Raw genomic sequence first — 21,184 nt, 5'->3', positions numbered from 1 at the left:
AGATAACCTTTTTCATAAGCAAAATTATGTTAACTATTAGTTAGCTGGTTTTAAAGCAGCTTCAATAGCTTTTTGTCCTGGATTACAAATTGGTCCATTTGGAAGTGTATTTCCAAGACCTTGTACTCCAAGTGGTTGTTTATTTTTAAGATTTTCATTTAATGTCTTTGAAACATTTGGCATATCATTTTCAGATTTGGCTTCTTTTTGAATTATTGAAGCTCTAGTTAATACATCATTTATTTGAGCAGGTGTTATTTTAACATTAACTGCTTTTTGTGATTGATCCAAAACTGTAACAAAATTGAAAATCATAGTTTCTATTACTTGGTTAGCAGATTCACCCTTTGTAAAATGATAAGTTGTTGGATATAGATATCCTTCCAAGTTATATTCTCTGCCTTGAACATCTTTAATGTACTGAGGTAATGGATAGTTTTTAACTGCATTTGTAAAGTCGCTTGTTGTAAACATGCCTAATTCATTAAATATACCAGCAATATCATTTACGGTAGCTCCATCTGGGATAACTACTGAAATAGTTTTTTGCTCTTTTAATATATTTATAAATTGTTTTGCTGTAACTTTAGAGTTTATAGTATAAACACCAGGAGTTACAGAGAAGTTTTCACCAGTTACACTAGTATAAAGTTCAATTAAGCTAGAGTATTTAAGGTTTCCTTCATTTTTAAGTGTAGATAAAACATCATTTAGGTTTTCATTCTTTTTAACTATAAATGTTACAGATTTATTTGAATTTAAAAGGTTGATTGACGGTACGGCCATAAAGAATGAACCTACTAAAATTGCTATTATTATAACTATTGCAACAATAATAGAAATAATTATTTTCTTTTTACCCAAAATATATCCCTCCTATTTTTTATGATAGCTAAATATTACATTGAGAATATTATACCGGTATTAATAAAGGGTGAAATTAAAATTAATATTATCTAAAATTTGAATAAAAAATAATAATTTCCATAATAGATAATAAAGATGTAATTATGGTAAATAATTTAAAAAGGGGATTTAGATATGAATGAAACTATTAATTTAATAAATAATAGAATGTCACTTAGAAAATATGGAGATAAAAAAATAAATGATGAAGAACTAGATGTTATTTTAAAAGGCGCAATGAGAGCCCCTACAGCAGGCAATATGATGCTCTACTCCATATTAGTAATAGAAGATGATAAGACTAAAGAAATTCTTTCTAGAACATGCGATAATCAACCATTTATAAAGAATAGTGATAAGATATTAATTTTTTTAGCTGATTTACAAAGATGGTATGATTTTTATGATGCATCGGGTGTTTTAAATTATTGTATTAAAAATAAATTAGAGTATAGAACACCAGATGAAGGTGATTTATTCTTAGCAATACAAGATGCAATCATAGCAGCACAAACTGGCGCTATTGTAGCAGAAAGTATAAATATTGGATCTTGCTATATAGGAGATATTATAGAAAATTATGAGGAACATAAAAAACTTTTTAAACTGCCTAAATGGGTTGTTCCTGTATGTATGTTATGTATTGGGCATTATGAAGATGAAAAAAGGTATTTAACTAAACGATTTGATGAAGAGTATATTGTTTTTAAGGAAGAATATAAGAGATTGGATGAGCAAAGTCTTAAAAATATGTTTAAGGATAAAAAAATTAGTGAAAATAATATATATAATGCAAAGAATTTTGGACAGTTTAATTATGCTAGAAAAACTGGTGCCGAATTTTCAACTGAAATGGGTAGATCTGTTAGAGAGATGATAAAAACATGGATTTCAAAATAAAATAGGGGGACCCTAGCTTTAGAAATAAGGTGATGACATTGATAAAGAAAACTAAAGCTAGGGCTATATATAAAATTTATGATGACTGCTATTTATTAGTTGATTTGACCTTTATAGTAGTTTTTTTCTTTAAAGCGTCTATTAATTTTTTATTTTTTTTCAAATTGAACAACTCCTTTGTCCTTAATATTTGAATTCTTAACATAATTTCAGAAAAGTATTCATATAAATATAAAGAATTTTTATTTTTTTGGAGATTTTTTATTATGGGTGTTTTAAAGAGTGTTTTAGAAAAAATTTTTTATAATGAGAAAGAAAAAGAACTTACATTGAATATTCCTAAAAAGGACTTTTATAGAACGGAGCTTCTATGTAAATGCATAGAAGATGATATAGAAGATGACTTTCTTATAGAACATTTTTTAATGTGCCTTTATTTAGATTTTATAAGGGATTGCATTAAGGTATATAATTTAGAGAAAGTATATAAAATTTTAAAGGAAGATTATAAAAATAGGGATAAAAAAATATGTATATCTAATGGGAGCAAGAATGTAGAAGTTATTTTAGAACGTGAAAAGTGTATTAGATTGAATATAACAATGGAAAAGAAAAGTATGGTTAAAGGTGAGTTAATTTTGATGGAATTAAAAGAAGAATTTGGGATAGAAATTTCTTTTGAGGAGTTATTAGAGAAGCTTTGGATAGGATTTATTAGAGAGTATAAAAGTAAAAATAGTAAAATAACATATAATTATTTAATAAAGATTATTGAGAGAATTGTATAACATGGTATAATGTTTATGTAAAACAGATTAAGGAGCTTAAATGATGAAAGAAACAAAAGTAGTTTTGAAAGGAATTATCTTAAGAGAAGGAAGAATCCTTACAGTAAGAAGATCTTTTCAAGATAAGATTGGAGCAGGCAGCTGGGAAGTTGTTGGGGGAAAACTTGAGTTTGGTGAATCTGTTCTGGAAACATTAAGTAGAGAAGTAAAAGAGGAAACAAATCTAGAAATTAATATAGAGAGACCTCTTTATGCAAAAAATGTTGTCATAGATGAAGAACTTCAAATGCTTGTAGTTGTTTATTTATGCAAATATAAAAAAGGCGAAGTTATGTTGTCAGAAGAACATATAGCCTATAGGTGGGTAGATGAAGAAGGACTAAAAAATCTTTTAAGTCCGGAAATAAAAAAGGACTTCGAAGATAATAATGTATTTAATATATTAATGAAAGAAAGACTAAAAATGCTTTAATAAATAAAAGGGATTGCGATGCAATCCCTTTTTACTTTTTATATTATTTTTATACTGTGATTTTTCCTGTTGCAAGGAGATAAATTGAGATTACTCCTACAACTAAGAATATTACTGCAATTAATATTTCGTACCATTTTTCAAAAATCTTTTCTTTATTTTCTTTTCTAGCCCATATATAGAATATAAGTCCGACAGAGAATAATATACAATTTAGTAATAGATATTTAACTCCAGCAGCATATATAATCCACATAGTATAGATTGTAGCTATAATTGATACAATCTTATCTTTAGCAGTAAAAGCTTTATCTTTTTTTATAAAGGATAGCTTAAACGCATATAAAGCACTTAAGAAATAAGGAATCGATATAGCAGTTGATGCAATTGTATATAATAATTGATATCCATTATTTGAAAAGTGAGCAAACAGTAATAAAAGTTGAGTTACTATTGTTGTAAGCCAAAGAGATGGACTAGGAGTACCATTCTTATTTTCTCTTGCTAATATCTTAGGAAGAGTTTTATCTTTAGCAGCTACAAAAGGCATTTCTGCAGTTATAACTGTCCATCCAAGTAATGCTCCAGTTAATGCAACAATAAGACCAATGTTAATTATTATTGCACCCCATTTACCAATTGCAGCTTGAAGAATATATGCAAGTGATGGGTTATTTAAATTAGCTAAATCAGGTCTTTTCATAACTCCAAGAGCAAGTAAACTTATTAATACATAAATAGCAATTGCACTAACAAGAGCAATTATAGTTGCTTTTCCAACATCTTTTTGACTTTTAGCTCTTCCAGATACAACTACAGCACCTTCAATACCAACGAAAGACCAAAGAGTAGCAATCATTGTATCTTTTACTTGGTTATATGTTCCACCAAGTGAAGGAGCTCCAAAGAATTGGAATGAAAAGTTTTTTAGATGGAAAAAGAATATACAAACTACAATAAATAAAATAATAGGTAATATTTTTGAAATAGTAACTATTGCATTTACAATAACAGCTTGCTTAATTCCTTTTAAAACTAAAAAGTTTATAACCCATATAATAAGTGAACCACCTATAATTGAAGGCCAGTTATTTCCCGCAGGGTTAAAAATGTTAAAAAAGTATGAGAGCGAACCAAAAATTAACGTTGCATAGGCGACATCCCCAAAAATTGAACTTAGCCAATAGATCCAAGCCGAGTTAAAACCCATATAAGAACCAAACCCATCCTTAGCATAGCTAAATAATCCGCCTGTTAAAAGGGGTTTTTTATCTGAAAGCAATTGATATACAAATGCCAAACCGAATACACCAATACCAGCCACTATCCACCCTATAATAATTGCAAAAGTTCCAGCATTTTCTGCTAGTTGTGAAGGTAAACTAAATAGTCCTCCACCAATCATTGCACCTATTATAAGAAAGACAAGACCGAATAAACCAAGTTTTTTATCGTTATTTTCCATCTATCTTCTCCTTTGTTAATATAAGTTTAGTTAAAAATAATACAAAGTAAATTATAACGGAATTTTTCAATTATACAATTAGCATCTAAGAAAATTAATAGTTTTATAAAAAGTCGTTTATAAAAAGTTATTTTAATTGATTTTATGTATATAAAATAGTATTATTAAAAATACACCTATGAAATAAAAAAACAGTTAAAAAGACTGTAAGGGAAGGGTTAAAATATATGAATTTTAAAGAACTTAAAATAGATGAAGATTTAGTATTAGTATTAAATAAAAATGGAATAAATACTCCTACAGAAATACAAGAAAAAGCAATTCCAATAATACTTAATGGAGAAGATGTAATAGGAGAAGCTCAAACAGGTACAGGAAAGACACTTTCGTTTTTATTACCAATGTTTCAAGAGATAGATTTAAAAAATAAAAATATACAAGGATTGATTATTTCTCCAACTAGAGAACTTGCAATACAAATAACAGAAGAATGTAATAAATTATCTAAAGGAAAAGAAGTCAATGTACTTTCACTTTATGGTGGAAAGGATATGGCTGGACAATTAAAGAAGTTAAATACGAATGTACATATTGTAGTTGCAACGCCAGGAAGATTAATTGATCATATTGAAAAAGGAAATATAAACTTAAAAAATGTTAAAACTGTAGTTTTAGATGAAGCAGATCAAATGTTACTTATGGGATTTAGAAATGAAATAGATAAGATAATGACATATGTTCCTAAAAAGAAAAAAATGTTATGTTTCTCAGCAACTATGGATAGTAAGGTTAAAAAACTTGCATATAGATATATGAATAATCCTAAAATAATATCTGTATCTAATAATGATAAAGTAACTTTAGATGAAATAAAGCAAGAAGTAGTTTTTACAACAGATAGATGGAAGAGAAATGCTTTATGTAAGGCATTAGAAGAAGATAATCCATTTATGGCTATAATTTTCTGTAGAACTAAAAGACGTGCAGATGAATTAGAAGAATATATGGCTAGAGGAAAATTTAACTGTGAAAAAATTCATAGTGATATAAAACAATCTAAGCGTGAAAGATTAATGAAAAACTTTAGAGAAGCTAAAATTCAATATCTTATAGCAACAGATGTAGCAGCTAGAGGAATAGATATTGAAGGCGTGGATTATATCTATAACTATGATGCTCCAGAAACTCCGGAAAGTTATATCCACAGAATCGGAAGAACAGGAAGACAAGGAGCTAAAGGATATACTTGTATGTTTATAGCAGATAAAGACAAAAGTCATTTAAAAGCAATTCAAGAAATGATAGAGATGGAAATTCCAGAAAGAAATGTAGAAATAATAAAATAAAGATGAATTAAGCTGATATAAAAATTTATATCAGCTTAAATTTTATTTATTTTTATTTATAAGTTTAGTTACAGTATTATTAGCTAAATATATAAGTTTACTTTCATCTACATTTACGAGAGTACCATTTTTCACAACTATTTTACCATTTACGATAGTATAATCTACACCGCCTTTAAAACCAACAGTACCAAAAATAGATTTAGGATCATAGTTTGTTCCGACAAGTTCAATTCTATTAGTATTAATCATAAATAAATCACCGGCCATACCTTCTTTTAAGTAACCTATATCAGTTCTTCCAAGGACATCTGCACTACCTCTAGTTGCAAGTTTTAGAATATCATATCCTGTTGGAGCTTTAGTACTTGAATTTAATCTATGAAGAAGATAACAAACTCTAATTTCTTCCAATAAATTTGACCCATCATTACTAGCACTTCCATCAACAGCAAGACCAACAGGAACACCAAATTTTATAAGATCAGGTATTCTTGCAATCCCAGATGATAATTTCATATTAGAAATAGGACAATGTGCTATCCCTGTTTTAGTATCAGCTAATTTTTTTAACTCATTATCATTAAAATGTATTCCATGTGCAAACCATACATCACTACCAATCCAACCTAAACTCTCCATATATTCAAGAGGTCTCATATTAAATTTTTCTAAAGTAAAGTTTTCCTCATCTTTAGTTTCAGCTAAATGAGTATGAAGTCTAACATTTAATTTTCTAGCTAAATTAGCAGACTCTTTTAAGAGATCGCTTGTCACGCTAAATGGAGAACATGGGGCAAGTGCAACTTGTCGCATTGAAAAACGAGTACTGTCATGATATTTATTTACAAGTCTTTCTGAATCATAAAGTATTTTATCAATGTTTTGTACAACTGAATCAGGAGGTAAGCCGCCATCTTTTTTACTAAGAGACATACTTCCTCGAGAAGCATGCATTCTAATTCCAAGTTCTGTAGCAGCTTCAAATTGAGTATCAATTAATGTGTTTTCAGCATCCTTTGGAAACACATAATGGTGATCAAAACAAGTTGTACATCCGCATTTCATAAGTTCACCCATTCCAATCATAGAACTATATCTTATAACATCAGAGTCAAGGCCTTTCCAAATTTCATAAAGATAAGTAAGCTAAGGAAAAAGTTCCATATTCTGTACTTCGGGTAAATTTCTAGTAAAAGTTTGATAAAGGTGATGATGGGTATTTATAAGCCCAGGATAAACAATCATGTCTTTTGCATCTATTGTTTCATCAGCATCAAATATATCACTTCCAATATGTTTTATAACTCCATTTTCAATAAAAATATTAATATTATTAAAAACACTATCTTCATTGTCACAAGTGACAAGGGTTTTAATATTTTTTATAAATAAACTTTTTTTCATAAAATCAACTCCTTAAATATAAAAATATAACTAGCAATAGTAATGCCATTAAGATATATATATATTTCTATAATTTATATAGGGTTAAATTATTAATTAAATAGAATAACTAGATATTTATAAACAGATTAAAATAAAATTTTAAGAAATTATTCTCAATTTGAGAATAATTTCTTAAATTGAGAATAATGATATTTTTATATTTTGAATAATTTGTGTCCATTAAATTGTATATCTTTAATACTTATTCCACAAATTGAAGTATTATCAAAATTACTTTTTGATATAGCTTTTATTTAAAAAAATATGTATAAATTTAAAAAATGATATAATTAAGGTGAATATTGGAAAAGATATATTAAATTTTAGGGGGAATACAAATGAAAAAGAAAAGAACTATAGGGGTAATTATAGGAATTATAATTATTATAATTCTTGGAGGAAGTTGTGCTAAGCTGTATAGTAATAAAGTAAACAAGGAAAATGAGTTAAAAAAACAGGAAATACAAAAAATAAAACAAGCTGAGACTACTAAACAGGAAAATACTGAAAGTTGGAAGAATAAAAAGGAATTAAATTTCAATGAGTTGAAAGAATATATTTCAAATGGATGTTACAGTTATTTAGTTAATAAATACTCATCTAAGATAGATAATAAAGAGGTTCTTAAAGCTAAAGTAAGTAAATATATAAATGAAAATTTAACAGAGCAAGTAGTTCATTTAAATTTATTATTTAAAGGAGATGTATTTAATAAAAATAAAATTAGTATAGATTATAATGATATAGATCCTAGTGGGACATTCACATTGAAAATAAATGATTTTATACCAGGTGAAAGTGGCTACTTAATGGTATTTAATAATTTAAGAAGTGATGTTTAATAGAATAGGGGAGTTTGTATTAAGAAAATAGAGTTTAAATAAAAATACTATAGAGCATTAGAACGAGATTTTCTAATGCTCTATAGTATTTTTTTGTATAATTATTATCATTTATTTATTAAGATATGCAATAGTCTCATTTGGCATAATAATTGTATTATTTACAGTTGTATGTTTATCAAAATAAGACTCAAGTGCCGCAATAAACTCTGTGTATTGTATATCATTGATAGTTAAAGAATATGATGATGAAATCATTCGCTTAATAAATTTATCTTTATTAAATTCTAGATTATTTTCAGAAATATTTTCCTATCTAGTAAGATTGATTTCATAAGTATTTATTAATTATATTTTAGTATAGAAAAGATTGAGGTAAATTTTTTATTGATGAATGCCTTTATTTAAAATTCAATTGAATATTGTTTTAAAAATACTAAAATTTCATCATATTGATCATTCATAAGAATTCCTAAAAAATTTATATCACCATAATTTCTTTTTTTATTATAGTTGAATGATAATTTATCTAATATATTTAGTGTATTTATATATTCACTTGAATTTTTTAAATAGATAGCAATTGTAGGCATAGTTCCATTATGAATTGCAATCTCTTTAAAATATCTAACGTTATTCCAATATATAATTTTACTTTTTATAAAAGGACCATTTAAAATTATTCCTTTATCTGTAAGCTGAAATTGACATTTGTATCTAAAAAAAACAAATAATTTTATGCAAAAAAATATACTTAATACACTTAGAATTAAACAAATTAGGGATAAAAGCTTATAAATATTATAAAAATGATTAGAATTAGATTTAATAATAAAAAGTCGAAAACTTATAAATAATAAAACAAGGATTAATCCTAAAAATAATTGTAAAGTATTTTTAGTAGTTTCTGATTTTTTTCCAAACTTAATAGTATTCAAAATTAACAACCTCCTTACTAAAATAGTTTTTTAGGTTTTTAAATTTTATCAGAAGTTAAAAGCTTATTATATAAATTTTTAGTATTGACGGAATCATTTAAGCCGATTAAAAATTGATCATTAGTTGTTTTTATATAAATTACATTTCCAGAAGCATTATTTACATAGCATTCTGTAAAGCCCAAATTTTTCATGTAGTTATGGCCAAAAAGCATATTATTAGCTTCACCACCACCATTAAAAATTATATTAGGAGCTTTATTTAAAAATTTGATTTCTTTTATGTTATTCAAGGAGATTTGTGTAGCATTTTTACCGGAGATATTTAAAGTGTTAGAATTTAATGTTATAGCAAAAGCTTTTTCTGGAGTAACCATAACAGATATAAAAATTATAAAGGAAATAAAAAAAACAACGAAGAAGGATATTAAAATAATAACTGGTCTATTTTCTTTATTAATCATTAAAAATTAGTCCTTTCTTAAGGTGAATTTTAGAGCTTAAATACAAAATTTAAGAGTACTTTTAGCAAATAGATAATATAATAATATCACTAAATATTTTCAAAAATATGTATTAAAAGTTAAAGTTTTCAGAGAGTAACTTTGAAAAGAAAAATAAATTTTGACTATTTTAAGCATAGAATAATTAAGATATGGTAGTGTAAAATAGTAACATATATATGAGGAGGGGATTTTAATGTATAATGATGAAATTGATTTTAATATTATAGGTAATGATATGCAGTTTGTAGAGATTGAGCTTGATAGAGGTGAGTCTGTTATTGCTGAAGCAGGAGCTATGATGATGATGGATCAAAATATTCAAATGGAAACTATTTTTGGCGATGGAAGCAAGAAATCAGGCGGATTTTTTGGAATGCTTGGAGGAGCTGCTAAAAGAGCTATTAGTGGAGAAGGGCTTTTTATGACTTCATTTACAAATGGGGGTCCACTTAAAGAGAAAGTTGCGTTTGCATCACCTTACCCTGGAAAAATTATTCCTGTAGACTTAAGAGCATATAATGGAAAAATTATTTGTCAAAAAGATGCTTTTTTATGTGCAGCTAAGGGTGTTAGTGTAGGAATTGATTTTAAAAGAAAGCTTGGAGCAGGATTTTTTGGAGGAGAAGGTTTTATTCTTCAAAAATTAGAAGGAGATGGAATGGCATTTATACATGCATGTGGAACTATAGTTAAGAAAACTTTGTTTCCAGGACAAGTTTTAAAAGTAGATACAGGATGTCTAGTTGCTATGACTAGAGATATAAATTATGATATTCAATACGTTGGTGGAATAAAAAACAGTTTGTTTGGAGGAGAAGGGATTTTCTTTGCAACTGTAACTGGTCCTGGCGATGTGTGGGTTCAAAGTTTACCATTTAGTAGACTTGCATCTAAAGTCTTTGCTGCAGCTCCACAAGGTGGAGGAAAAGATGTTGGAGAAGGAAGCGTTTTAGGAGGACTTGGAAACTTATTTCAAGATAATAAATTTTAAAGGGTATAATTAAATAAAATATATTAAATAAAAAAGCAAAAGAAATAGAGCTATTTAATGCTGTATTTCTTTTGCTTTAAGTTATTTTTAGGCAAATTATTTTATTAGAAACTCTTCTTTATCAAATTTAGCTAATTCTTCTTTATTATTAGAATCAGAATTTAATTTTTTCCATAAATTTAATCCATAGATAGAACTAATTAAAAATAAACTCCATAAAGTTAATGCTGAAAATGAATTTAAACTAAATGTTCTAGAACGTAGCATTGAAACTAGAAATAATATTATTCCCATGGAAGCTGAAGCAATCCAAAAATGCCATTGTTCATAAAATCTCTTACTAGTTAAAATAACTGCGATTATTGTTAATGTAGAAGATAGAGAATCAATTATAAATTCTTTATCAGCAGCAATAGTTATATGCGTAAATGTCTTAAGTAAATATGGTAAATCACTTATAAATATTGCGTAAAGTATCCATATTGTAAAGAATGAAACAATTAAAATAATCCAGCCACGTTTATCTAGTCTTCTTGATTCTACAGTATTTGAAGAACTATTTTTAGTGTTTTTTGACCATAAGTAATATCCAATTAATTGTAATGGTGTCTCAAAAAATATGTACAAAATAGATTGTCCGTATGCGTGGGATGCCCAAGCAACAAAAATATATGTAGCGGTATTGAAAACTCCCCAAATATAGGCTACAGCTTGTCCCCGAGCTGTGTAAATAGATGATAGTAATCCAGTTAGTGTTGAAATTAAAGCTAATACCCCTATAATGGTTAAATTCTTAGCAATTCCACCTGGATAAAAAAGTGGAATAAGAAATATTACTATGTTTAGTGTTGCATATATTGAAAAAAGGTATTTATGAAATGTTGAAAATTCTTTAAAAAATTTCATTGTAGACGTCTCCTTTCTTAGCTTAAAGTTGCTATGTTCTTTTGTAAAAAACATAGCAATTATATCATAAAATAGAATTTTTGAGAATAGAATAGATACCTTTTATATCCATATAAACTAAATAAATGAAATATAAAAAGTTAATATTTAATATAGTTATGAATAAATGAAGAAAAGTTTTGAGATATAATTTTATTATAGAAATAAAGAAAAATCTTTATATTATGAAGTATAGTTATAGAATTCTCTTATTATAAGGTGTTAGGAGATAATAGAAATTATTTTTTTAAAATAATGGAAGAAAAAATAGAGGTTTACATATATTTTATTAAGTAAAAAATGTTCTAATATTATTTACAATACAAATACAGGGTTTAGAAGGTTTAATGAGGTAAATTCTTAGAAATTACACATGAATATAAAAAATAAAAATACTAAGGGAAAGTTATATTAAGAATGTATTATTAGAAATAACAATATAAAGTTTTAGAAAAATGGAATAAAATTTAGAGTTTATAAAAAACTAGAGATAGAGGTGATTTTATGAAGTTTACTAAAATTGATATTGACAGTTGTTATGCATATTTAATAGTTACAGAAAAAAACAATGGAATACTTATAGATCCAAAATTAGATTATGGAAATTACTATTTAAATATTTTAGAGCAAAATAAGGTGAAATTAAAGCTTATTATTGATACACATACTCACGCAGATCATTTAAGTGCTGGAATATATTTAAAAGAAGCTACAGGGGCAAGTTATGGAATGTATGAAAAAAGCAAATCTATAGGAGTTGATAGAAAATTTAAAGATTTAGAAGAATTTTATGTAGATGAGTTACATTTTAAAATTATATATACACCAGGACATACTGATAATAGCATGTCTGTAATATGTGAAGATAAATTATTTACAGGAGATTTTTTATTTTTAGATGGTTCGGGACGAGATGACTTGCCAACAGGAAATAGTAAAGAGCATTTTGAAAGTTTAAAAAAGTTAGAAAATCTAGAGGATTATTTAGTTATTTGTCCTGCACATAATTATGCAGAACATGAACTTTCAAGTTTATATCAAGTAAAAAAAGAAAATGAAATTTTAAAATGTAAAACTTTAAAAGAGTTTATAGAGATTACCAAACCAGAGGAAAAAGCTCCTGAATGGATGCAAGATGTAATAAAGTTAAATACGGGAGGAAATGCAGATTTAAAGTCAGTAGATATAACAAGTAGTGGATCAGTTTGTCAAAAAGGAAAGGGAAAATCAGGTTCCTTAGATAATGTAGGATATATAGATAAAGATGAACTTAAAGAAACTATGAAGATGAAATTAAAAACAGTTATATTAGATGTAAGAGAAGAAAAAGAATTTAAAGAATTAAAACCTATAGAAGGTTCCATCTTTATTTCAATAAAAGAATTGCCAAATAGGCTAGATGAGATAGAAAAATATAAGGGACAGACATTTATAACAGTTTGTAAAACTGGAGTTAGAGCACTTAAAGCTGCTAAAATAATCAAAGGGGCTAATATTGGAACAGCATTTGTATTAAAGGGTGGAATAGAAGAGTTTAGAAAAAATGAAAAATAGGAATTAAGAAGTGAGTATATACTCACTTCTTAAGTTTTAAAGCAAGATATTAATAAAATATTATATTTTATATAAAAAGTAGTGAAATAAATTAAAAAAAAGTTTTAAGTGGTATACTAAGAAAGAAAATTTATAAAAAGGTAGGTGAGTTGTTACTATAATATATTTTAATACTCAATATATATTTAATTTTATTATTAAGAATTAATAATAAAATTAAGAAAATATAATATAGTTAGCAAAAGTAACTATGAAAAAAGCTTTATTATCAGTTCAATGGATGGCTTTTATTATTTTGTCTAATGTAGTTTATGCATTAGCAATAGGGCCAATGTTTCATTTAACTGAAATGCAGACTATGACATTTCTGCAAAGAACTATTTTTATTTTAGGAGTTGGAGCTTTAATCCAATTATTCTTTGGACATAAAATTTATATAAGTGAAGTACCATCAGGATTGTGGGTAGGACTTATGGTAATTTATGCTGGAATTGGGCAAGCTCTTTTTGGAAGCGACATAAATGCAATTCGTGTAATAAGTTTTGCAATAATAGCAACAGGAGTCATTATAATTTTATTAAGTGTATTTGGACTCTTAGATAAGCTGATGGTAATATTTACGCCAAGAGTTTTGGCTACATTTTTATTTTTAGTAGTTGGAGAACTTTCAAAAGATTTTATAGAGGGAATGTTTGGGGTTGGATATAATGGAAGTACAAAAATATCAATTCCTATAATGCTTGTCTCTATTGGAATTATAATTTTATCACTTGTAATAAGAAGATTTAAGAAACTTGCACCAGTATCATTTATAATTGTAATAGGTGTAGGATGGCTTGTATTTTATTTATTAGGACTTCCAGTAAATAAGATGCCCAATATGCATGAATTTATAAACTTGCCAAAGGCCTTTCCATTTGGAATGCCAATAGTGAGTGCAAGTATGATACCATCAATTATTATTGCGGTATTTGTTTTAATAAGTACTATGCTTGCATCTACAAATATAATTAAAGTAATGCTTGAAAAGGCAAATGAAAAATCTTATGATGTTTCACTAAAAAAAGGTGGAGCAATGCTTGGAGTAAACCAAATCATAGCTGGAATATTCTTTTCAGTTGCAGCAATTCCAGGAGTTGTTGTTGCAGGGTTTATTGAACAGACAGGTTCAACTAAAAGAAAACCATTTTTAATTGGTAATATTTTAGTTATAATAATTAGTTTAATAACACCTATAATGGCATTTTTCTCAACACTTCCAACACCAGTTGCATATGCAGCAATTTTTACAGTGTTTAGTAGTCTTTTTGGGAATGCTATAAAAGAATTAGATAAAATAAAAGATAAGAGTAAAATATTCTTTACTATAGGAATTCCAATATTTGCAGGATACGGAATTATGTATTTACCAAATTCAGCATTTCAAGGACTTCCAACAATGCTAAGCTCATTTTTAAGTAATGGATTAGTTGTAGGAATAACACTTGCTATACTTATTGAAATATATGATTTAATTTTAAATAAAGTTAAACATTAAAAAAATGCTAACTCATAGAAAAAATATGAGTTAGTATTTTTATTATTAAAATATCTTAGTAAGATAGTTTACTAAAAAAAGAGTGATGAAGTTTTACTTAAGATATTTTAATAAAATACAATTTTATTTACCCATTAAATGCATGTATTCTGCATATTGAGGTGTTCCTAAAGCGAATCCTCCAGCAACTTCATGAATCATTCCAGTTACATAATTAGAATCATCACTAGCATAATATAAAACAGCTTTAGCTACATCTTCAGGTGAACCAACTCTATTTAATGGTATATGTTTAAGGAATGAATCCCTAAAATCATCAGACATATTTTTAAGTGCTGCTTTAGTTGCAATTAATCCAGGTAATACAGCATTACATCTAATATTTTTATTAGCATATTGTAATGCAATATTTTGAGTTAAAGAGTTTATTGCTGCCTTTGAAACGCAATAAGCAGTTCTTGAAAGGTCTGGAACTACAGAACCAACACTTGAGATATTAACAATAGTTCCTCCACCATTTTCTATCATATAAGGGATTACTCTTTTACTAGTAACATAGACACTAGCTACATTAGTTTCTAAAACATTAAAGAAAGCATCAGTGTCTCCTTCAACTAAACTACGATCACGTTTTACATCAGTTGCACCATAGTTATTAACTAAAATATCAATTTTCCCTTCTTTATGATAAACATTATCAATCATTTCTATATAAGAGTCTTTATTATGGGCATCAAAATATATAAATTCTGCTTGTCCGCCGTATGAAGTTATTTTTTCGATTGAATCTTCTTCTTCAATACCTGCTATGTAAACTTTTGCTCCGTTTTGAGCTAAGATGTTTGCAGATTCAAACCCAATTCCTCTAGATGCTGCAGTTATTATTGCTATTTTTCCTTTTAATTTCATTTCCATAAAAATTACCTCCATTAAATTGTTTTTAGTGTGTAAAAAGCATTATATAACTTTAAAATTTTAGAGTAAATCTAATTTAGAGACAATTAACAGAATATTCAGTAAAGAAACAATGTAGTAGTAATATTCTAGTAAAATTTTATTTTAAGCATTAAAATTAACCTAAATAATGTTGCAGGAGATTAGGTTAATTTGATATACTTTGCATATAAGTAATGGGAAAAAAACTGTTTATACTGAGAAAAAAAGTCTATTTCTAATTTTAAGAAATAGACTTTTTTTTATCAAATTTAAGCTTCATTAAGGACACTTTCAGGAAGTGGTTTTTTGATTAATGTAAGGATAATAGCACCTATTATAGCACCAACTATAAGAGAAACTAAGTACATTAAAGTGCTTCCTCCAACTAGAGGAAATACGAAGATTCCACCAAATGGAGCTGGCATTGTTATTCTAAAGAACATTGAAAGTGCACCAGCAATTGCAGAGCCTACAATACAAGAAGGAATTACTCTAATTGGATCAGCAGCTGCAAAAGGAATTGTTCCTTCTGTAATAAATGATAATCCTAAAACATATGCAGTTTTACCAGCATCACGTTCACCTTTTGAGTATTTTCTTTTTGCAAATGTTGAAGATAGTGCAACTACTAATGGAGGAACCATTCCACCAACCATAACGGCAGCCATTGGAGCAGTATCTCCAGATGCAAGCATTGCAATAGCAAAAGCATAAGCAGTTTTATTAACAGGACCACCCATATCTACAGCCATCATTCCACCTACAACAGCACCAAGTAAAACTAAATATCCAGTTCCCATAGTTTTTAATAAATGTTCAGCCCATTGCATTAACATTGCTACAGGAGGAGCTACAACTAGAAGCATTAAAGCTCCGGTTATAAGTATTCCTAAAACAGGATAAATAAGCATTGGTTTAAGACCATCTAAAGTTTGAGGGAATTTAGCAAAGATTTTCTTTAATAATAGTATTACAAAACCACCTAAAAATCCGGCTAAGATACCACCAAGGAAACCAGCATTAGTTTGAGCAGCGATAAAACCACCAACCATAGCAGGAGCAAATCCAGGTCTATCAGCAATACTTGAACCAATGAAACCAGCTAAGATAGGAATCATAAGAGAAAATGCATATTTAGAACCAATTGTATTTAATACATATGAAACTATATTATATTGAGCATTTCCAGGATCAGCTGAATGGATTCCAAAAGCATAAGATATAGCCATTAAAATACCACCACCGATTATAAATGGAAGCATATTAGAAATACCATTCATAAGGTGCTTATAAATACCAGTTCTATTTTTAGTACCAAGCATTCCATCAATAGAAGTTTCTCCTTTTTGATTTGAATAAACAGGAGCACTTGTTAAAGATTTTTCGATTAATCCATTTGGATCTTTTAAAGCTTGAGTAACAGGGACTACTACAATTTTCTTCCCTAAAAATCTATCCATTTCAACTTTTTTATCAGCTGCAACAATTATTCCATCTGCTGAATTGATATCATCTGCAGTTAATCCATTCTTTATTCCTGTAGAACCATTAGTTTCTATTTTTACTTTATATCCTTTGGCTTCTGCAGCTTTAACTAAGGATTCAGCAGCCATATAAGTATGGGCGATTCCTGTAGGGCAGGCTGTTACACCTATAATATATTTTTCAACAGAAGATTTATTAGAAGAAACTAAAACGTTTTCTTCTGAGTCAGTAGAATTATCTTCACTTTCTTCATACTTGTCTAGAAGAGAAAAGACATCAAATGAAGTTTTAGCCTTTAAAAGTCCGTCTTTAAACCCATCATTCATTAGTAAAACAGAGAGTTTAGATAGAGTTTCTAAATGTTCATTATTAGCAGATTCAGGAGCAGCTATCATAAATACAATATTTACAGGTTCTCCATCTAAAGAGTCAAAGTCTATTCCCTTTGGAAAAATTCCAAGGCCTAAAGCCGCTTTTTTTACAGCTGAAGTCTTTCCATGGGGAATACCAATTCCTCCGCCTATACCTGTTGAAGATAGAGATTCACGTCTTAGAACTTCTTCTTTATATTTTTCTTTATCATTAAGAAGTCCCACGCTATCAAGAGAATCTATAAGAAGATTTATGGCTTCATTTTTATCTTTAGCATCTAAATTTAAAGATATAGCATTATAACGTAATAGTTCAGAAATTTTCATTAGTTTGTCCTCCCTTTTTTAAAGTGTAAATAATTTAGTTATTGAAATTGTATTAAGTAGTTTATCTGCAAAATCTTCAGTGCAAATATCTAGTGAAAAAGCACTTGCACTGCCTGTTGCAATTCCACGTTTAAAGGATTCTAAAATATTTTGGGATTTTGAATATTCATTTAGGAATCCACCAACAAGAGAATCACCAGCACCAACTGAATTAATAACTTTTCCTCTAGGAGCATTTCCAAAGAATACACCATCTTTATTTATAAGTAGTGCACCATCACCAGCAAGAGAAATTATTACATTTTCAGCACCTAACAAATGAAGTTTTTCTCCATATTGGATAAGTTCTTCACGGTTAGTTATTTTTGTTTTAAAGATTTCTTCAATTTCAAAATTATTTGGTTTAATTAAAAATGGTTTATTTTTGATACATTGAAGAAGAGCATCACCAGAAGTATCAACTATTATTTTTACTTTTGAATTTTTAAGAAAGTTTTGAATATCTGAGTAAAGAGTTTGAGGTAAGGTATTTTGGATTTTACCTGCCATTACTAAAATATCATTTTCTTTTAAAGTTTTTAATTTTTGAAAAAAGGATTTTAATTCTTCATCAGATATTGAAGGCCCTTCACCATTAATATCTGTTTCATCAGTTGATTTTATTTTTACATTTATACGAGTAAGTCCATTTATAAAGTTAAAATCACTTTTAATATTTAAATTTTTTAAGGACTCTTGAATAAATTTTCCTGTAAATCCACCAACAAAACCAAGAGCGGTGTTGTTAGTATGTCCATTAGTTAAAACTCTTGAAACATTGATTCCCTTTCCACCAGGAAATAAAATAGAATTTTGTGCTCTATTTACTTCACCTAATTTTAAATTATCAATAGAAATGAGGTAATCTATTGATGGGTTTAGAGTAACTGTATATATCATTAATCTGTCACCATCCTAACGTCTGTTATTTTCTTATATTTTTCTAGTAATTTATTTTTATTTGAAATAATAGTACATTGCTTAATTTTTGCAAACTTGACACAAGCAACTGAATCAAATTTAGAAATATCTGAAAGAATGTAGGATTCCTTTGAATTTGAAATTGCACATTCTTTTATGCTAGCTTCTTCACAATCTGGAGTAGTGAAGCCTGAGTCTATATCAATACCATTTGCACCAATAAAGCATTTATCAAAATTAAATTTATTAAGACAATTTAAAGCATGACTTCCGACTATAGCTTTAGTAGTCTTTTTAACATTTCCACCAATCATATAGCAATAGATATCGTTTTCAACAAGGGCATTAATATGATTTAAGCCATTTGTCACAACAAAAACTTGTTTATCCTTTAAATGTTTAATTATCTCAAAAGTTGTTGTTCCTGCATCTAAAAAGATAGATTCTCCATTAGAAACTAAATTAGCAGCATACTTAGCTAAAAGTTCTTTTTCATAGGAATTCTTGCTTTGTTTTTCTTTATAACTAAGTTCAGTTAAATTAGTATTTATTTCTTTAGCACCACCATGGAATCTCTTTAAAAGATCACGTTCTTCTAGATGCTTTAAATCTCTTCTTATAGTAGAATCAGAAACTTTAAGTTTTTCTGATAATTCTTCAAATTTCACTAAATGATTTATTTTTAGTAAAGATAGAATGAGTTCATATCTTTCTTCAGTAAGCATTTGAATCACTCCTTGTAATCGTTAATCTATTTGTAGTATAAATCAGTAAAATTCATAGGTCAATCACAAACAATCATAAACAGTCATTGATAGTCATAATAAATTAAAAACAATCAAATACTATAAATACTAAACGAGAAGAAAATGGGAATTTTGGATTAATAAAGGATTTATAAAATATATAGTATGTTAACAAAATAAATAAAAAAGAGAAATAATGAATTATTTATAAAAAAGATAATCATAAAAATTTGACTATTTTAAAGGAAAGTAGAACTGTAATAGTGAAAAAATCAGAAAAAATTAATAAAACAAGTAGTGGTAAATATTGTATAATAATAGGGAGAGGGAAAATGAAATGTGAGGATTTAATATGAAAAAAATTTTAATAATTGGATTAATTACTATTACTACTGCTATTTCACTTGTTGGATGTATGGGAACAAATAAAGATGAACCTGGAAAAGATACTAGTACTACACAGGGAGAAAGTTCTGATAAGGGAAATGATTCATCAGAAGATAAGACAAATGATAATAAAAAACCAGAAGTAGAGTCGGAAGATAAAAATGATAAAAAGCCAGAAGCAGAGAAAGAAGATAATAAAAAACCAAGTACAAGTGATAAAGAAGAAGTAGAAAAAGAAGATAAAACTGAAAGAATATTTAAAGTTGTAACAAAAGATATTGATTATAAAGTTGTAAATGGAAAAGAAATAAAGACTGTAGGACTTGGAGTTGCAGATAATATAAAGAAAATACTAAATCAAGTTTCAAAAGATTATTTTGATGGGAAAACTATTGAATTAAAAGATATAGAAACAGTAAATAATAAAAAAATTGCAATTGTTAACTTAGGTGGAAGTAAAGATTATTGGAATCAAAGAATGCAAGGATCTTTAGGTGGAGCTATTACAGAATATACATTGATAGAAAATGTGCTTCAAAGAGAATATAAAGGATACTGGATTGATGGAGTAAAATTCACTTTAGATGGAAAGCAACTACAAGAATCACAACATGCTGAAAAATTAACGCAAACAACTTATAGATAACATAGAAATGAGGCTGTTATAGGTTAAAATATAGAAGTGAGATTATACTTTTAAAAATATATTAATTGATTTTAAGGAAGGTGATTACTACAAAATGTAGAAATCACCTTTTTAATATTATTTTTAAATTATAATGATTTATTCAAGGTTACATATTATCTATGTTTATTAGGAGTCATTTTTATATGAATTTAAAAATACTTAATAAAAAGATATATTTAAAATACTGATTCTTAATCATTATAAAGATTTTATAGTGATGCTGTTATTTAAAATATCTATAACTTTATTTCCGATAGTTTCATCTTGATAAACATATTCTATGTTATAAATTTTATTGTCTTGAAAAACTACATAATTGTAAACAGTAAAATCAGTTGGAGTAGTAGGAGTATTCCACTTTTTAAATTCAGGATCATCTTTTAAGGATTTAAAATCTCCAGCATATGTAGATTTAACAATATTCCCGTCAAAAGATAAATCTTTTAGCTGTCTAATCATATTTAAAGAATAATTAGAATCTTTATTATGTTCTGCTATAGCCTTTAAATTTTCAGCATATTGCTCAGGTGTTTGATTAGAAGTATTATCCATAATAGAAATAAAAAAGCCATTTTTAGAGTAAGGATTACTAAAGTGGACCCTATGTCAAGGACATTTTAAAAAAGAGCTATGCAACAAGAAGTT

General features: G+C 27.4%; 19 protein-coding genes and 1 pseudogene. 9 read left to right on the top strand and 11 right to left on the bottom strand.

Annotation, left to right across the window (positions count from 1 at the left end):
- Window positions 1–36 precede the first annotated feature (36 nt).
- Complete coding sequence (locus Q0W06_RS14145) at window positions 37–864, bottom strand: endolytic transglycosylase MltG (protein WP_297636931.1); 828 nt, start codon at window positions 862–864, stop codon at window positions 37–39.
- A gap of 177 nt (window positions 865–1,041) precedes the next feature.
- Here Q0W06_RS14145 and Q0W06_RS14140 point away from each other — a divergent pair, with 177 nt between their 5' ends.
- The 3 genes from Q0W06_RS14140 (at window position 1,042) to Q0W06_RS14130 (ending at window position 3,066) form a co-directional block, all read left to right on the top strand.
- Window positions 1,042–1,806 (top strand): nitroreductase family protein, encoded by a 765-nt coding sequence (locus tag Q0W06_RS14140; RefSeq protein ID WP_297636928.1) that lies wholly within the window; start codon window positions 1,042–1,044, stop codon window positions 1,804–1,806.
- 266 nt (window positions 1,807–2,072) lie between these two features.
- A complete protein-coding gene (locus Q0W06_RS14135) occupies window positions 2,073–2,594 on the top strand; it encodes a hypothetical protein (RefSeq protein ID WP_297636925.1) in 522 nt (173 codons plus the stop codon).
- A 43-nt stretch (window positions 2,595–2,637) separates the two neighbouring features.
- Window positions 2,638–3,066 carry an NUDIX domain-containing protein gene (locus Q0W06_RS14130; RefSeq protein ID WP_297636922.1) on the top strand — a complete coding sequence of 143 codons (429 nt, stop codon included), beginning with the start codon at window positions 2,638–2,640 and terminating at the stop codon, window positions 3,064–3,066.
- Window positions 3,067–3,115: 49 nt separating this feature from the next.
- Here Q0W06_RS14130 and Q0W06_RS14125 read toward each other — a convergent pair whose 3' ends face one another.
- Window positions 3,116–4,531, bottom strand: coding sequence for a basic amino acid/polyamine antiporter (locus Q0W06_RS14125; protein ID WP_297636919.1), 1,416 nt, complete (start codon window positions 4,529–4,531; stop codon window positions 3,116–3,118).
- 227 nt (window positions 4,532–4,758) lie between these two features.
- On the opposite strand from Q0W06_RS14125, the gene Q0W06_RS14120 reads away from it, so the two are divergent.
- Entirely contained in the window at window positions 4,759–5,877 is a 1,119-nt protein-coding gene (locus Q0W06_RS14120; RefSeq protein WP_297636916.1) for a DEAD/DEAH box helicase, read from the top strand.
- Between the two features lie 42 nt (window positions 5,878–5,919).
- Here Q0W06_RS14120 and Q0W06_RS14115 read toward each other — a convergent pair.
- Window positions 5,920–7,284 (bottom strand): annotated as a pseudogene (locus Q0W06_RS14115) (8-oxoguanine deaminase).
- 380 nt (window positions 7,285–7,664) lie between these two features.
- On the opposite strand from Q0W06_RS14115, the gene Q0W06_RS14110 reads away from it, so the two are divergent.
- Window positions 7,665–8,168 carry a hypothetical protein gene (locus tag Q0W06_RS14110; RefSeq protein ID WP_297636914.1) on the top strand — a complete coding sequence of 168 codons (504 nt, stop codon included), beginning with the start codon at window positions 7,665–7,667 and terminating at the stop codon, window positions 8,166–8,168.
- A gap of 404 nt (window positions 8,169–8,572) precedes the next feature.
- Here Q0W06_RS14110 and Q0W06_RS14105 read toward each other — a convergent pair whose 3' ends face one another.
- Together Q0W06_RS14105 and Q0W06_RS14100 are read right to left on the bottom strand one after the other, a co-directional pair.
- A complete protein-coding gene (locus Q0W06_RS14105; RefSeq protein WP_297636911.1) occupies window positions 8,573–9,106 on the bottom strand; it encodes an STM3941 family protein in 534 nt (177 codons plus the stop codon).
- 38 nt (window positions 9,107–9,144) lie between these two features.
- On the bottom strand, window positions 9,145–9,570 hold the full coding sequence (locus Q0W06_RS14100; protein ID WP_297636908.1) for a PH domain-containing protein: 426 nt from the start codon (window positions 9,568–9,570) through the stop codon (window positions 9,145–9,147).
- A gap of 235 nt (window positions 9,571–9,805) precedes the next feature.
- On the opposite strand from Q0W06_RS14100, the gene Q0W06_RS14095 reads away from it, so the two are divergent.
- Complete coding sequence (locus Q0W06_RS14095) at window positions 9,806–10,603, top strand: TIGR00266 family protein (protein WP_297636905.1); 798 nt, start codon at window positions 9,806–9,808, stop codon at window positions 10,601–10,603.
- A 96-nt stretch (window positions 10,604–10,699) separates the two neighbouring features.
- Here Q0W06_RS14095 and pnuC read toward each other — a convergent pair whose 3' ends face one another.
- Window positions 10,700–11,509, bottom strand: a complete 810-nt coding sequence (pnuC, locus tag Q0W06_RS14090; protein ID WP_297636902.1) for a nicotinamide riboside transporter PnuC — start codon at window positions 11,507–11,509, stop codon at window positions 10,700–10,702.
- A gap of 543 nt (window positions 11,510–12,052) precedes the next feature.
- On the opposite strand from pnuC, the gene Q0W06_RS14085 reads away from it, so the two are divergent.
- Both Q0W06_RS14085 and Q0W06_RS14080 read left to right on the top strand, forming a co-directional pair.
- Window positions 12,053–13,102 (top strand): MBL fold metallo-hydrolase, encoded by a 1,050-nt coding sequence (locus Q0W06_RS14085; protein WP_297636900.1) that lies wholly within the window; start codon window positions 12,053–12,055, stop codon window positions 13,100–13,102.
- A 250-nt stretch (window positions 13,103–13,352) separates the two neighbouring features.
- Entirely contained in the window at window positions 13,353–14,639 is a 1,287-nt protein-coding gene (locus tag Q0W06_RS14080; protein ID WP_297636898.1) for a purine/pyrimidine permease, read from the top strand.
- A 123-nt stretch (window positions 14,640–14,762) separates the two neighbouring features.
- Here the strand turns inward: Q0W06_RS14080 and Q0W06_RS14075 are convergent, their stop codons facing one another.
- The 4 genes from Q0W06_RS14075 to Q0W06_RS14060 form a co-directional block, all read right to left on the bottom strand.
- On the bottom strand, window positions 14,763–15,554 hold the full coding sequence (locus Q0W06_RS14075) for an SDR family NAD(P)-dependent oxidoreductase (protein WP_297636896.1): 792 nt from the start codon (window positions 15,552–15,554) through the stop codon (window positions 14,763–14,765).
- Window positions 15,555–15,844: 290 nt separating this feature from the next.
- Complete coding sequence (locus Q0W06_RS14070; RefSeq protein ID WP_297636893.1) at window positions 15,845–17,758, bottom strand: fructose-specific PTS transporter subunit EIIC; 1,914 nt, start codon at window positions 17,756–17,758, stop codon at window positions 15,845–15,847.
- 18 nt (window positions 17,759–17,776) lie between these two features.
- On the bottom strand, window positions 17,777–18,697 hold the full coding sequence (gene pfkB, locus Q0W06_RS14065) for a 1-phosphofructokinase (RefSeq protein ID WP_297636891.1): 921 nt from the start codon (window positions 18,695–18,697) through the stop codon (window positions 17,777–17,779).
- Window positions 18,697–19,443 (bottom strand): DeoR/GlpR family DNA-binding transcription regulator, encoded by a 747-nt coding sequence (locus Q0W06_RS14060; RefSeq protein ID WP_297636889.1) that lies wholly within the window; start codon window positions 19,441–19,443, stop codon window positions 18,697–18,699. The genes pfkB and Q0W06_RS14060 overlap by 1 nt, the downstream gene beginning before the upstream one ends.
- A gap of 373 nt (window positions 19,444–19,816) precedes the next feature.
- Between Q0W06_RS14060 and Q0W06_RS14055 the strand changes: the two genes are divergently transcribed.
- Window positions 19,817–20,497 (top strand): hypothetical protein, encoded by a 681-nt coding sequence (locus Q0W06_RS14055; RefSeq protein WP_297636887.1) that lies wholly within the window; start codon window positions 19,817–19,819, stop codon window positions 20,495–20,497.
- 240 nt (window positions 20,498–20,737) lie between these two features.
- Here Q0W06_RS14055 and Q0W06_RS14050 read toward each other — a convergent pair whose 3' ends face one another.
- The gene (locus Q0W06_RS14050) at window positions 20,738–21,091 is read right to left on the bottom strand and encodes a hypothetical protein (RefSeq protein ID WP_297636885.1); all 354 of its coding nucleotides are present in this window, start codon (window positions 21,089–21,091) and stop codon (window positions 20,738–20,740) included.
- Window positions 21,092–21,184 lie beyond the last annotated feature (93 nt).

Origin of the sequence: uncultured Clostridium sp., assembly GCF_947072515.1 — a bacterium.
In the GTDB taxonomy this organism is placed as follows: domain Bacteria; phylum Bacillota; class Clostridia; order Clostridiales; family Clostridiaceae; genus Clostridium.
This window is presented reverse-complemented; position numbering and strand designations above follow the sequence as displayed.

Excerpts from the sequence above, each read along its gene's own strand:
- Q0W06_RS14140 (WP_297636928.1), top strand. The coding sequence starts at position 1,042 with ATGAATGAAACTATTAATTTAATAAATAATAGAATGTCACTTAGAAAA.
- Q0W06_RS14135 (WP_297636925.1), top strand. The coding sequence starts at position 2,073 with ATGGGTGTTTTAAAGAGTGTTTTAGAAAAAATTTTTTATAATGAGAAA.
- Q0W06_RS14130 (WP_297636922.1), top strand. The coding sequence starts at position 2,638 with ATGAAAGAAACAAAAGTAGTTTTGAAAGGAATTATCTTAAGAGAAGGA.
- Q0W06_RS14125 (WP_297636919.1), bottom strand. The coding sequence starts at position 4,531 with ATGGAAAATAACGATAAAAAACTTGGTTTATTCGGTCTTGTCTTTCTT.
- Q0W06_RS14120 (WP_297636916.1), top strand. The coding sequence starts at position 4,759 with ATGAATTTTAAAGAACTTAAAATAGATGAAGATTTAGTATTAGTATTA.
- Q0W06_RS14110 (WP_297636914.1), top strand. The coding sequence starts at position 7,665 with ATGAAAAAGAAAAGAACTATAGGGGTAATTATAGGAATTATAATTATT.
- Q0W06_RS14100 (WP_297636908.1), bottom strand. The coding sequence starts at position 9,570 with ATGATTAATAAAGAAAATAGACCAGTTATTATTTTAATATCCTTCTTC.
- Q0W06_RS14095 (WP_297636905.1), top strand. The coding sequence starts at position 9,806 with ATGTATAATGATGAAATTGATTTTAATATTATAGGTAATGATATGCAG.
- pnuC (WP_297636902.1), bottom strand. The coding sequence starts at position 11,509 with ATGAAATTTTTTAAAGAATTTTCAACATTTCATAAATACCTTTTTTCA.
- Q0W06_RS14085 (WP_297636900.1), top strand. The coding sequence starts at position 12,053 with ATGAAGTTTACTAAAATTGATATTGACAGTTGTTATGCATATTTAATA.
- Q0W06_RS14080 (WP_297636898.1), top strand. The coding sequence starts at position 13,353 with ATGAAAAAAGCTTTATTATCAGTTCAATGGATGGCTTTTATTATTTTG.
- Q0W06_RS14075 (WP_297636896.1), bottom strand. The coding sequence starts at position 15,554 with ATGGAAATGAAATTAAAAGGAAAAATAGCAATAATAACTGCAGCATCT.
- Q0W06_RS14070 (WP_297636893.1), bottom strand. The coding sequence starts at position 17,758 with ATGAAAATTTCTGAACTATTACGTTATAATGCTATATCTTTAAATTTA.
- pfkB (WP_297636891.1), bottom strand. The coding sequence starts at position 18,697 with ATGATATATACAGTTACTCTAAACCCATCAATAGATTACCTCATTTCT.
- Q0W06_RS14060 (WP_297636889.1), bottom strand. The coding sequence starts at position 19,443 with ATGCTTACTGAAGAAAGATATGAACTCATTCTATCTTTACTAAAAATA.
- Q0W06_RS14055 (WP_297636887.1), top strand. The coding sequence starts at position 19,817 with ATGAAAAAAATTTTAATAATTGGATTAATTACTATTACTACTGCTATT.
- Q0W06_RS14050 (WP_297636885.1), bottom strand. The coding sequence starts at position 21,091 with ATGGATAATACTTCTAATCAAACACCTGAGCAATATGCTGAAAATTTA.